Origin of the sequence: Candidatus Methylomirabilis limnetica, from assembly GCF_003044035.1 — a bacterium.
GTDB classification, from domain to species: domain Bacteria; phylum Methylomirabilota; class Methylomirabilia; order Methylomirabilales; family Methylomirabilaceae; genus Methylomirabilis; species Methylomirabilis limnetica.
The window spans coordinates 1-11,482 of the sequence record NZ_NVQC01000012.1; the positions used below are offsets into that span (position 1 = coordinate 1).

The 11,482-nt window shown below is 59.0% G+C and carries 15 protein-coding genes; 4 read left to right on the forward strand and 11 right to left on the reverse strand.

Features of this window, described 5'->3' with window-relative positions; translation table 11 throughout:
• Both CLG94_RS13910 and CLG94_RS02500 read right to left on the reverse strand, forming a co-directional pair.
• A partial coding sequence (locus CLG94_RS13910) for a Druantia anti-phage system protein DruA (protein ID WP_121592138.1) occupies positions 1 to 581 on the reverse strand: 581 nt, incomplete at its 3' end.
• 541 nt (positions 582 to 1,122) lie between these two features.
• The gene (locus tag CLG94_RS02500; RefSeq protein WP_107561322.1) at positions 1,123 to 2,358 is read right to left on the reverse strand and encodes a THUMP domain-containing class I SAM-dependent RNA methyltransferase; all 1,236 of its coding nucleotides are present in this window, start codon (positions 2,356 to 2,358) and stop codon (positions 1,123 to 1,125) included.
• A gap of 311 nt (positions 2,359 to 2,669) precedes the next feature.
• Here CLG94_RS02500 and CLG94_RS02505 point away from each other — a divergent pair, with 311 nt between their 5' ends.
• Positions 2,670 to 3,416, forward strand: coding sequence for a TrmH family RNA methyltransferase (locus CLG94_RS02505; RefSeq protein ID WP_107561323.1), 747 nt, complete (start codon positions 2,670 to 2,672; stop codon positions 3,414 to 3,416).
• Positions 3,417 to 3,909: 493 nt separating this feature from the next.
• Here CLG94_RS02505 and CLG94_RS02510 read toward each other — a convergent pair whose 3' ends face one another.
• The 7 genes from CLG94_RS02510 to CLG94_RS02540 form a co-directional block, all read right to left on the reverse strand.
• The gene (locus tag CLG94_RS02510; protein ID WP_107561324.1) at positions 3,910 to 4,113 is read right to left on the reverse strand and encodes a hypothetical protein; all 204 of its coding nucleotides are present in this window, start codon (positions 4,111 to 4,113) and stop codon (positions 3,910 to 3,912) included.
• Positions 4,110 to 4,637: a hypothetical protein gene (locus tag CLG94_RS02515; RefSeq protein WP_107561325.1), complete on the reverse strand. Its 528-nt coding sequence runs from the start codon at positions 4,635 to 4,637 to the stop codon at positions 4,110 to 4,112. Before CLG94_RS02515 ends, CLG94_RS02510 begins: the two co-directional genes overlap by 4 nt.
• 494 nt (positions 4,638 to 5,131) lie before the next feature.
• Positions 5,132 to 5,560, reverse strand: coding sequence for a hypothetical protein (locus tag CLG94_RS02520; protein WP_107561326.1), 429 nt, complete (start codon positions 5,558 to 5,560; stop codon positions 5,132 to 5,134).
• Between the two features lie 246 nt (positions 5,561 to 5,806).
• The gene (locus CLG94_RS02525; RefSeq protein ID WP_107561327.1) at positions 5,807 to 6,208 is read right to left on the reverse strand and encodes an HNH endonuclease; all 402 of its coding nucleotides are present in this window, start codon (positions 6,206 to 6,208) and stop codon (positions 5,807 to 5,809) included.
• Positions 6,205 to 6,567 (reverse strand): hypothetical protein, encoded by a 363-nt coding sequence (locus tag CLG94_RS13385; protein ID WP_107561328.1) that lies wholly within the window; start codon positions 6,565 to 6,567, stop codon positions 6,205 to 6,207. Before CLG94_RS13385 ends, CLG94_RS02525 begins: the two co-directional genes overlap by 4 nt.
• 218 nt (positions 6,568 to 6,785) lie before the next feature.
• Positions 6,786 to 6,971 (reverse strand): HEPN domain-containing protein, encoded by a 186-nt coding sequence (locus CLG94_RS02535; protein WP_107561329.1) that lies wholly within the window; start codon positions 6,969 to 6,971, stop codon positions 6,786 to 6,788.
• A 23-nt stretch (positions 6,972 to 6,994) separates the two neighbouring features.
• Positions 6,995 to 7,315, reverse strand: a complete 321-nt coding sequence (locus CLG94_RS02540; protein ID WP_107561330.1) for a nucleotidyltransferase domain-containing protein — start codon at positions 7,313 to 7,315, stop codon at positions 6,995 to 6,997.
• 266 nt (positions 7,316 to 7,581) lie between these two features.
• Between CLG94_RS02540 and leuC the strand changes: the two genes are divergently transcribed.
• From leuC to pcaD, 3 genes are all read left to right on the forward strand, one after another.
• A complete protein-coding gene (leuC, locus tag CLG94_RS02545; RefSeq protein WP_107561331.1) occupies positions 7,582 to 8,985 on the forward strand; it encodes a 3-isopropylmalate dehydratase large subunit in 1,404 nt (467 codons plus the stop codon).
• Positions 8,982 to 9,578 (forward strand): 3-isopropylmalate dehydratase small subunit, encoded by a 597-nt coding sequence (locus tag CLG94_RS02550; protein ID WP_107561332.1) that lies wholly within the window; start codon positions 8,982 to 8,984, stop codon positions 9,576 to 9,578. Before leuC ends, CLG94_RS02550 begins: the two co-directional genes overlap by 4 nt.
• An 80-nt stretch (positions 9,579 to 9,658) precedes the next feature.
• Positions 9,659 to 10,447, forward strand: a complete 789-nt coding sequence (pcaD, locus tag CLG94_RS02555) for a 3-oxoadipate enol-lactonase (protein ID WP_107561333.1) — start codon at positions 9,659 to 9,661, stop codon at positions 10,445 to 10,447.
• A gap of 139 nt (positions 10,448 to 10,586) precedes the next feature.
• Here the strand turns inward: pcaD and CLG94_RS02560 are convergent, their stop codons facing one another.
• Together CLG94_RS02560 and CLG94_RS02565 are read right to left on the reverse strand one after the other, a co-directional pair.
• Positions 10,587 to 10,874 carry a hypothetical protein gene (locus tag CLG94_RS02560; RefSeq protein ID WP_107561334.1) on the reverse strand — a complete coding sequence of 96 codons (288 nt, stop codon included), beginning with the start codon at positions 10,872 to 10,874 and terminating at the stop codon, positions 10,587 to 10,589.
• 270 nt (positions 10,875 to 11,144) lie between these two features.
• Positions 11,145 to 11,432, reverse strand: a complete 288-nt coding sequence (locus CLG94_RS02565; RefSeq protein WP_107561335.1) for a hypothetical protein — start codon at positions 11,430 to 11,432, stop codon at positions 11,145 to 11,147.
• Positions 11,433 to 11,482: the final 50 nt, after the last annotated feature.

Consider the following 11,482-nt stretch of genomic DNA (forward strand, 5'->3'; position numbering starts at 1 on the left):
GCTTGCAGGTGACGGCGACGTTCTGCTTGAAGACGCCAGAGGCGGGATCGGCAGCTCGTCGGATCTCGTGAGCGCCATGGCAATCGGTGCAGGTTGCGGCAGTGAGATTGCCTTTCTGTAGGATGGCCAAACAGGAGACAGGACAGGGGGCGGTGCGAAGCATCGCGAATCAGGTATTTGATGTTTTCCCCTACAGCGCCACGGTAACCCAGGTAATGATATTGTGACAAGAGGCAGTTGAACAGCGCATAATCCTCCGATTTGAGGCTTACAACCGTGATCCGAAGGGGAATCAATGCCTTGAGACTGTCGCTGATCCCTTCCTTTCGATATGGAACAGATGGATAAGAAGGACGGGACGTAAAAGTAAGTTTCCCCTGGCGGGGAGGCAACACAATAGAGCCAGCTCGCTCCAGTTTCAGCAGGAGGCTGCGGCAGGCCATGTCTTTGTATTGCCCTGTGGGACTTTGCCAGTTCCACAACCTGCAAATCTCCAAAGAGAGGCGGGTGCGGTGCCAGTCGGGGGTGGCAGTAAGCAGCTGTCGGATTTGCTGGACATTTACGGTCATGGATTGTTCCATGCCGTGGAATATCACATAAAAAAACGCGTGAGTCCAGCAAAAATGAAGGGGTTCATGAAACTTTTTTAAGGGGTATTCCGTCAGGAAGAAATCACACCTGTTTTATTACTCCATGCTCAGTAGCGGCAAATTATGTGCCGAACAGTATTGGGACAGACACTATTTATTGAAATTCTTTCTTGATCTTCCCCTCTGCAACACGTGTCTTACTCGTCCAGTTTCCTGCGCACCTCCCAGATGAACCCGCCTCTTCGCGGTGGCCGCTCTGTCATCGTGCGCATTCGAATCTCTGTCGTTCTGAAAGACCGCATGGCGATCATTCCCTCGTTACCTCACATGATACTGGTGGCCGGATGCAACGGTTTGGGTAATCCGTAGTATGCACGATCATGACCGTAAACACCACGAATCGTCACGATAAATAGTGTCTGTCCCTATTTTCACGAATCGTCACGATAAATAGTGTCTGTCCCTATTTTAGGTGTCTGTCCCTATTTTCTATTTCTGTTTTACCGTCAACGGGCGCTGCGATGGCGGCGGATTACTTGCGATTTGATCCAGCGACCAGCCGGTATTCGACCAGGCGGCATTCCAGCGTGCCGTTATAGAGCGGAATCTTGCGCGAGGGCGCGAGACGGATCGCCTTCATCAGCGCCAATTCGCCGCACAGCACGTACGCCCGCCATCCCGGAAAATTGCGCTTGAGCGTGTCAGCGAACGCCGCATATAACGCCGGCAGGTCTTCGTCCGTGCCCAGCCGCACGCCATACGGCGGATTCGTGATGATCAGACCTTCCGCGGTCGGCGCCGTTGCGGTGAGCGCGTCGGCCAGGCGCAATTCGATCAAGGCGCCCAATCCCAGCCCGGCGACATTGACCCGTGCGGCGGTGATAGCCGGCGGCGAGATGTCCGATCCGTACAGTTGCAGGACCGCCGCCGCGCGGCCCGCCTCACCCCTGCGGGCGGCGTCTTCCTGCGCCGCCTGCCACGCTTCGGCGTTGAACCATGCCAGGCGCCGGAACCCGAACACGCGGCTGAATCCCGGCGCCATGTCGCAGGCCATCATCGCGGCTTCGATCAGGATCGTGCCGCTGCCGCAAAACGGGTCGACTAGGGGCAGCGCAGCGTTCCATCCGGCGAGCTTGAGCAATCCCGCAGCCAGGTTTTCGCGAAGAGGGGCTTCCAATGCGTCCTGGCGATAGCCGCGCTTGAACAGCGCCTCGCCGGACGTGTCGAGATAAAACGTGCACGTATCGGCGGTGAGGAAAGCATGGATGCGCACATCCGGGGCCGCCGTATCGACACTCGTCCGCTCGCCAACCGCAGTCCGGAAGCGATCGCAGACGGCGTCCTTGATTTTCAGCGTGATGAAGTCCAGGCTGGTCAACGGCGACCGGCTCGCGGTGACATGGACGCGGATGGTGTTGGCGACCGCGAACCACTGCGGCCACCGCAAGCGCAATGCCGCATCGTAGATATCCTGCTGGTCGCGATAGCGGCCGACTCCCACTTGCCAGAGCACGCGACTGGCAAGCCTGCTCCACAGGTTGATCGTGTACACCAGGTCGAGCCTGCCTTCGAACGCGACGCCGCCGTCGGTGGCGCGCGCACTCTTCGCGCCCAGTTTCTCCAGTTCCACCGCAAGCCCTGCTTCCAGTCCGCGCGGGCAGGTGGCAAAAAAGCACTCTTCGCCGGTGGCGGCCCCGCGTAGCGGCGCCCACGCGGGTTGCGCCTTCGAATCCCGGGCTGAATACCTAGAATGGCTTGAGGACGACAAGGATCACCACCATAAAAAGAATCGTCAAAGTAGCGATGAACCCGCCTCTTCGCGGTGGCCGCTCTGTCATCGTACGCATTCTAATCGCTGTCGTTCCAAAAGACCCTTGGCGATCATTCCCTCGTTGCCTCACATGGTACGGGTGGCCGGGTGCAACGGTTCAGGTAACCCGTGGCATGCACGATCATGACCGCGAACACCACGAATCGTTGCGATAATAGTGTCTGTCCCTATTTAAATCGCAGATGCCACCGGCGCAGACCGGAATAGCAAATGATGGCACTACGGCAGCCGCTGTGATATAAAGCCGCATGCTTACGACCATGGAGCGCAAAGAACTGATAGCACTGCAGGGTAAGAAGGAGCGCCAGAGGCGCGGGCTATTTCTCGTGGAGGGCGTAAAGCTCGTGGAAGAGCTGCTTCAGTCGAGATGGGAAGTGGAACGTATCTTTGCCGTTGAGACGTGGAGCCCGGGACGAAAGACGCGCGCGCCAGTGGTGCGCATCGGGGACAATGAGCTGGAGCGAGTGTCGGCCATGGAGGCACCAAACCAGGTTCTTGCTGTCGTGCGCATTCCGAAAGCTGCTCCAGCACCGCCACCGGAAGGACTGGTTCTAGCGCTGGCAGGACTCCGCGATCCCGGCAACATGGGGACCGTCCTCCGGATCGCAGACTGGTTTGGCGTGTCACGAGTTATCTGCTCACTGGACTGTGCCGAGCGTTTCAATCCAAAGGTTGTCCAGGCAAGCATGGGTTCCATCTTCCGGGTACCTGTGCACCGGCAAGACCTTGCCGGATACCTTGGCGATTGCGCAAAGCACGTTGAGATCGTCGCCGCCTGCGCGGCTGGCGGTGAGAACCTGTTCGTCTTGACGCCGCGTGAGCCTGCCGTGGTGATTCTTGGCAGCGAAGGTCAAGGCATACCTGACGCCCTGATGTCGCATGTGCGCTGCCGCATGACCATCCCGCGCGCAGGTCATGCGGAGTCGCTCAACGTCGCGGCCGCAGCCGCAGTAGTCTGCGCGGAGTGGAAGCGCGCGGCGCTATCACGCATGTAGTGCCTCAGAAGGTGTGAAGAAATACGATCGGATCTGCTGAGCTTTAACAGCCATGTGCCCGAGGCGGTCTATTTTCCTGCGCACCTCCCAGATGAACCCGTCTCTTCGCAGTAGCCGCTCTGTCATCGTGCGCCTCCGAATCGCTGTCGTTCCGAAAGGCCGCCTGGCAATAACTCCCTCGTTGCGTCACATGATACGGGTGGCCGGATGCAATGATTCGGGTAATTCGTGGCAGGCACGGGTCATGACCATAACCACCACGAATCGTTGCGATAATAGTGTCTGTCCCTAATTTTAAAGTATCTGAGCCTGTCCCGCAAACTCTCGTTCACCCTTCGACGCGCTCAGGGCGAACGGTATGGGCATTGAAAAGAAAGATGTTTTTCCATTCGTGCTGAGCCCGTCGAAGCACAACAAGGGGTTTGTAGGACAGGCTCATCTGTCCCTATTTTCTGGAAGGTCAGCTCCGGGGCCTTCTTGCGCTTGGGCATAGTCAACGCTCCCGAGGCCTGATGCGATACTCCGGCGGGGACTCCCGTAAGGTCGCGCCGTTCTGTTGCCTGGCCGCTTCGCGAATCGTGCGCATCCGATCTCGCAACGCGTCGAGCATCGCGAGTTTCTCCACTAAAGGAAGAGCGGTCAGATTCCGGCGAAGCGCCCGCTTGCTGTCGAGAATCCTTTGGAGGTCGAAGCTCATGTCCCGCTCTGGAGGAAGGTTCTCTCAAATTCGCGCCACCGATCAACGAGTCCGTGCCGCGCCAGGATGGCCTGAAAACGTTTGGCCTCCAGCGCGTCGGCCTCGACGAACTGGAGTAGCCGCGCCTTGTCTTTGGCCCGGCCGGTCTGCAAAGCGATCGCCGCGAGATGCTCCGCCGTCAAGACCCACGCTGCCGTGCCTTCCACGTCCACAGTCACGGCCTCGGCCAGCGCTTCTTCCACCAGCGGACCTGTGGGCGGCAGAAACTGAACGGGCCATCCGGCAATAACGATGTATTCGCCCTCGACAACGCCGCCCCGGGCCGTGAGGTAATCGAAGATGGAGCGCGGGCTGATCAGGACCTGGCGGGGTTGTTGTTTAAACCCGACGAAGATGTCCACGTCCAGCGTGGCCACCGGTTCGAGGTAAAACGTCGCGCCCACCGCCCCGCCAATGGCGTAGCGCTCCACGACCCTGTCGGTCTCCATCTGATTGATGATACTGATGACGCGGGCAATGCTCACGGCAAGGTCCTTTCCGATGGCCGAAAGTGGAGCGCCCGCTGCAAGTCCGCCTCCGTATCCGCCGCTGTCCGGTGACGCATTCGTGGACCAGGGACTTGCGGTAGGCGACGAACACTTCGATCTGGCGCTCAATTCCACGCGCAACCTGTCGCACTTCGCCGAGCTTCTTGTCGAGATAATAGGTAATGGGCCTATGCACTTCACTCAACTGCCCGCAACTGACTGCACTTGGTGCGCATCTCGCACTCAATATGTTGTGGTAAAACCGGCGTCGGTTGATTTAAGTGCATAGGCCCAATAGGTAATAATAGGGACAGACACTATTTATTGAAATCCTTTCTTGGTCTTCCCTCTGCAGTACGCGTTTTACTCGTCCCAGTTATCCTGCTCACTTCCCAAATGAACCCATCTCTTTGCAGCGGCCGCTCTGTCATCGTGTACCTTCGAATCGCTGTCGTTCCGAAAGACCGCCTGGTGGTCATTCCCTCATTGCGTCACATGATACGGGTGGCCGGGTGCAACGATTCGGGTAATCCGTGGTATGCGCGATCATGACCGTACACGCCATGAATTGTCACGATAATAGTGTCTGTCCCTATTTTATGGAGTTCAAGAGGTTCCAGGTCAGTCTCGAGATCCCCAGGTCGCACACGCACTTCGCGCTCATGCTCCCCGGATACGGCCGGAACGTCGAAGAGGCCGTCCCTGCTCACGCGAACCCGCTCGGCGTACGCGAAGGCGAGCCCTGCACGTGACGTCGCTAGACGTTCGAGAAGCGCGTCAGGATCCCTATCCCGGAGCATCACGCCACGCTTCCCCACCGAGAAGTAGAGGAGTGCGTTGCGCCGGTCGAGTTGCAGCAGTCGGGTCTGCCACTGCCGAATCGCCTCGACGACTACTTGCTGGCGCGACTTGCTGCTCACAAGCACCACCTCCGTACGCTACTCCGCCCAGTGGCTTTACCGACACGCCTTTTGCTCACCGTGAGCAAGCCACGCCGATGGCGTCGGCGACGTCCTGCAAGAAATGAAACCCGAATCCTGACATCTGGCCGCATGCGGGGCCTGAAGGCGCCTAACGCTAGGTTTCAGCCGCACCTGGAAGCCAGAGCGAGGCGCGAGCGGAGGCTGGAAGACGTCGGCCGCAAACCCTTGTTCGACTGTGTCTGGCTAGGGAAAAAGGCCGAGGCGCATCCACTGCTGCCGGGCCGCGACCTGGGCCGTGCTGTTCATCCCCAAGCGCACCACTGTTGTCCTACCGCTCGGGGTGAGCCCTTCGATCTCTCCGCTCTCGGCAGCGATGCGGAAATGGTCCTCCCACTGGTCCTCCCGCGGGTGGAACAGACGGACAACCACATGGCTCTCGGGATCATTGCCGCTGACGTGCGTGGCCTTATAAAGATTGCAGGCGCGGCAGGCCAGCGCCCAATTCGCGGCAGTATCGTCGCCGCCCCGGGAGACTGGCACAATATGTTCGACTTCTAGCGGCAGGTTGAAGACGGCTTCCGGCGCGTGGCAATACTCACACCGATGGCCAGCCCGGAGCGCCACCTGCGTATAGTGCGGGTTCATCGCCCCAAGGCGTCAGCCAATGTGGCAGCTCGCGCTGCTGCTGCGTGCAACTCCGCTTCGACGAGCGCTTCCAGCTCGGTCTGCTCGTCCATAGACAGCGTATACCCTTGGTCTCGCACGGTCCGCCAGCGCTCCATCAGTGCGGAAAGGCTCTGTTGTTGGGCTGCAGTGAAGAACCGATCCGAGCGCAGACTTTGCACGATGACCAGCGTGCTCGTCTCGTCCGCAGATAATTGCGCTGTGAGCGCGTCTAACGCTTCCCCCACTGTTTTGCCCTCGGCGTGCTTTGTACCAGCGATGGCACAGTAGGAAAGCTCGCCGTGCCCCGCTGGGATAGGCAAGATGGCTACCTTTGTCATAGTGACGACCTCCTACTGGCCATTGAAAGGCGTTCAAGCCGTACTTTCCCTTAGGCTGTAGCCTAACGGTATTGAGTGGGCTGGTCAGTCTAGCTCTGTTACAACCTGTTAACGTTAGACGAACTAGTCGAACAGCCGCGTCTCGCGGTCATAGCGCCGGTGGCACTGCGGCTCCTCGTAGGGTGAAATAATGATAAGACAGTCGATAATGGCGCTCACTATTCGGTATCCCAAGCCAGGGTCATGCCTTCCTGCGCTAGCGCTGTTCGTACGGTGTGCCGCACGAGTGCAGCGATCTCGATCGCATGGCGTGCCTCCTCTTCGGTTACTGCCTGGTCTTCACCGGGATAGCGCGCCGTGATCGCAAATGGGGTGAGTTCTTCTGCTTCATGGAGGGCTTCCACCTACCACCTTTTGCCGAATCACTTCATCGGGGACGCTCATAAAGCACCTTCCCTTCCAGGGAGGCCGGGCGAGCTACGGTGCCAGGAATATCACGGTCGCGCTCGAACTCCTCAGGGGTGATGACCACTACGTCCCGCGCAAACCCCAAACCGGCGAGCGCCCGATCCATCGCTACCATCAGTGACCGGCGACTGCCTGTCAGCGGGCATACCACCAGGAGATCGACGTCGCTTCGCTCATCAGCCGTTCCCCGCGCTTGCGAGCCAAATAGAATCACGCGGTGTGGTTTAAATTGAGCGACCAGACGATCCCTGGCTTGATTTAATACTTGCTCGCTAATCATCTCCCCCTCGCAACTTTCAGATTCCTGCGCACACGCTAACTGAGACTGCCGTAGAAGCCGAGACGAGCTCGGACGAACTCCAACTCGGCCTTCAAGGGACTCAGCCTCGCAACTGAGTCTTGTCAAGCAGGTTAAACATAGCTCGGTTGACACGGGTGTCAAGCAAAATGAAACCGTTAGAACAGCAAAGGATCAACTAGAACACACGACCCTGTGCGACGATCGGGCTTGCGGCAGACGCTGCCTTCTGGCAGAATAACGGCACGATGGCAGAGACACTCCTAGACAAGATCTGGCGCGCTCACACTGTTCGGACGCTTCCCTCGGGACAGACGCAGCTTTTCGTCGGCCTGCACCTGCTCCACGAGGTGACCAGCCCTCAGGCCTTCCAGATGGTACGCGAGGCCGGGCTCACGGTCCGCTACCCCGAGCGGACCTTTGCGACCATCGACCACATCGTTCCTACCGCCTCTCAACTCCGTCCCTTCGCCGACCCGATGGCTGAGGAGATGACCGTCCACCTGACCCGAAACTGCAAGGAGTTCGGCATCCCATTCTTTGATCTGGACAGCAGCCGGCAGGGGATCGTCCATGTTATCGGGCCGGAGCTTGGGCTGACCCAGCCGGGCATGACCATCGCCTGTGGCGACAGCCACACCTCCACCCACGGGGCGCTGGGGGCGCTGGCGTTCGGTATCGGCACCAGCCAGGTGCGGGATATCCTGGCGACCCAATGCATAGCGATGACCAAACCTAAGATTCGGCAGATCCGGATAGAAGGTAGGCTGACGCGTGGGGTCTACGCCAAGGATGTGATCCTGGCAATCATTCGCAAGCTGGGCGTGAAAGGCGGGGTAGGTTACGCCTATGAGTACGCGGGATCGGCAATTGAAGTGATGTCGATGGAAGAGCGTCTAACTATCTGTAATATGAGCATCGAGGGCGGGGGGCGCGTCGGCTATGTGAACCCCGACGCAACCACCTTCGAGTACCTCAGGGGACGCCCCTTCGCGCCACACGGCGAGGCCTTTGACCGGGCCGTGGCCTGGTGGAGGGGCACAGCGTCGGACCCAGACGCCACCTTCGACGATGTCGTGCTCCTCCATGGCCCCTCGATCGAGCCCATGCTCACCTGGGGCATCAACCCTGGGCAATCGATAGGGGTGAGCGAGCAGATCCCGCATCCAAACGACGCGCCCGATGTGGACAGAGCCGCCTGGGCCGAGGCGCTGACCTTCATGGATCTTGAGTCCGGCCAGCCGATCGTCGGGACGCCGATCGATGTCGCCTTCATCGGCTCCTGCACCAACGGGCGCCTCTCTGACTTGCGGGTTGCGGCCGAGGTTGTCCGGGGGCGAAAGGTGGCGGGGGGGATCAGGGCCCTCGTCGTTCCAGGGTCTCAGGCGGTGGCCATGGCAGCCGAGGCCGAGGGGCTCCACGAGATCTTTCTGGCGGCCGGGTTTGCGTGGCGAAAGGCGGGCTGTTCGCTCTGTCTCGGGATGAATGAGGATAAGCTGATAGGCCGGGAGCTTTGCGCCGCTTCCAGTAACCGGAACTTCAAGGGGCGCATGGGGAGCCCCACGGGGCGGACGCTCCTTATGAGCCCGGCTATGGTGGCCGCGGCAGCCATTCAAGGGAAGATCTCGGACGTGCGGGAGATGCTGCCGTGAGACAGGACGACCTTCGACGCCGGATCGCCGGTCGCGCGATACCGCTGCCCGGCAATGATATCGACACCGACCGGATCATCCCGGCCCGCTTTCTGAAATGCATTACCTTCGAGGGACTTGAGGCGCACGTCTTCGAGGACGACCGCCGGCAGATGCCGGACCACCCGTTCAACCAGGCTCGCTACCAGGGGGCGACGATCCTGGTTGTCGGCCAAAACTTCGGCTGCGGCTCCTCGCGGGAGCATGCGCCGGAGGCGCTCAGGCGCTGGGGGATTCGCGGCATCGTGGGTGAGTCGTTCGCCGAGATCTTCTTCGGCAATTGCACGGCGATAGGACTCCCGTGTCTGACGCTGGATGCCGAAGGCGTCGCCTGGTTAGGAGGGGTCGTGTCGCGACGCCCGGAGCAGGAGGTCTTGCTGGATGTCGAGGACCGACTGGTGCGCCTTGATGAGCGGATATTCCCTACCATGATTCCAGATGGGGTACGGAATCAACTCTTGACGGGCACCTGGAACGCGATGGGCGTCCTGCTGGAGGCTAGAGACGAGATCGACCGGGTCGCCAGGAGCCTTCCTTACGTCAACGGCTATTGAGAGTGGTCAGTGATCAGTGATCAGACGCCGACCACAGCGCACTAGCCACTGCCCACTGCTATACCCCTATAGGAGGCAGGATGAAGCTCACGGCCAACGGTATCGACATCCACTATACGATTGAGGGAGAGGGCCCGGTGGTGACCATGAGCCACGCCCTCGGGTGCAACCTCTCGATGTGGGATGAGCAGGCTCAGGCACTCAGTGGGCGCTACCGGGTACTCAGGTATGATACGCGAGGGCATGGCGGTAGCAGTGCGCCGCCCGGCCCCTATAGCCTAGAACAGATGGCTGACGACCTGCACGGGCTGCTCACCGGCCTTGGTATCACGCAAACACACTTCGTGGGAATCTCGATGGGCGGGATGATCGGTCAGACCTTCGCGCTGAAGTACCCGATGCTACTCCAAGGCCTGATCCTCTGCTCCACCACTAGCCGCTACCCGGCGGCCATGCGATCTACCTGGGTGGAGCGGATCCGCACTGTAGAAGCGAAAGGGATGGAGCCGACGGTTGAGCCTGCACTTCAACGCTGGTTTACCCCGTCTTTCCGGGAACGCCGGCCAGATGTGATGGAGCGCGTAAGGGTCATGCTGCGGAGCACGCCTCCGCACGGGTGTATCGGCTGCTGCTACGCGATCCCGACGATAGACCTCACCGATCGTCTCGGTGAGGTTCGCTGTCCGGCCCTCGTCATCGCAGGTGAAGACGATCCAGGGACTCCGGTTGCAATGGCGCAGGAGATCCACGTAGCCCTCCACTCCTCCGAGCTCGCCATCCTGCGCTCCGCTTCGCACCTGGGCAACCTGGAACAGCCGGAAGCGTTCAACCGTATCCTACTCGGCTTCCTTGATAAGGCGACTGAGTAACGGAAGGTCCCGCCTGTCAGCTTCGTGAGGAGCACCGATACTCCTCTTTGCCCTGCCTGAACGAGGCCCTATAAAAAACAAGAAGGAGGTCCCGCATCAGGACCTCCTTCTTGTTAAGAACCGCCGTAGCGCCTGAGTCTTACTCGATTATCTCGAGGACCCGACTCGTGACATTAGTGGCAATCTGCATGAGCTCACTGCGAAGCGCCTTGCGCTCATCAAGGACCAATATTTTATCGAGGTTGCCGAAGTTGCCTATCTCAATCGTAATGATTCGCTCCACCGAAGCAGCCAAGTGGTCCCCGAAGATGTGAAACCTCGAAACCCCTGGCTGAGCAAGCCAGAACTTCTTCATCTTATCACGCAAGAAGTTATCCAACTCCTCTTCTCGCTTTGGGTCAACTTCACACAAGATGTGATAAACCATTGTACCTCTCCTTTCACACCAGATTAAAGTTGCGACAGCCTGCTCATCATCCTCGCGCGCTCAGCCCCTGAAAAGGCCCAACAAAAACACAAAACCTTTGCGGAGGTACAATTGCACGAAGGACAGCTTGTTGTCAACCAAATTACGGTTGGCTTGTCTTGTCAGACCCCTCTCATGATTCCTATCGTCGCCTGAACGAGGACCTAAAACAAGAAGGAGGTCCCGCATCAGGACCTCCTTCTTGTTAAGAGCCGCCGTAGCGCCTGAGTCTTACTCGATTATCTCGAGGACCCGACTCGTGACATTAGTTGCGATCTGCATGAGCTCACTGCGAAGCGCCTTGCGCTCATCAAGGATCAAAATCTTATCGAAGTTACCGAAGTCGCCTATCTCAATCGTAATGATTCGCTCCACCTTATTAGCCAAGTGGTCCCCGAAGACGTGAAACCTCGAAACCCCTGGCTGAGCAAGCCAGAACTTCTTCATCTTATCACGCAAGAAGTTATCCAACTCCTCTTCTCGCTTTGGGTCAACTTCACACAAGATGTGATAAACCATTGTACCTCTCCTTTCACACCAGATTAAAGTTGCGACAGCCTGCTCATCAC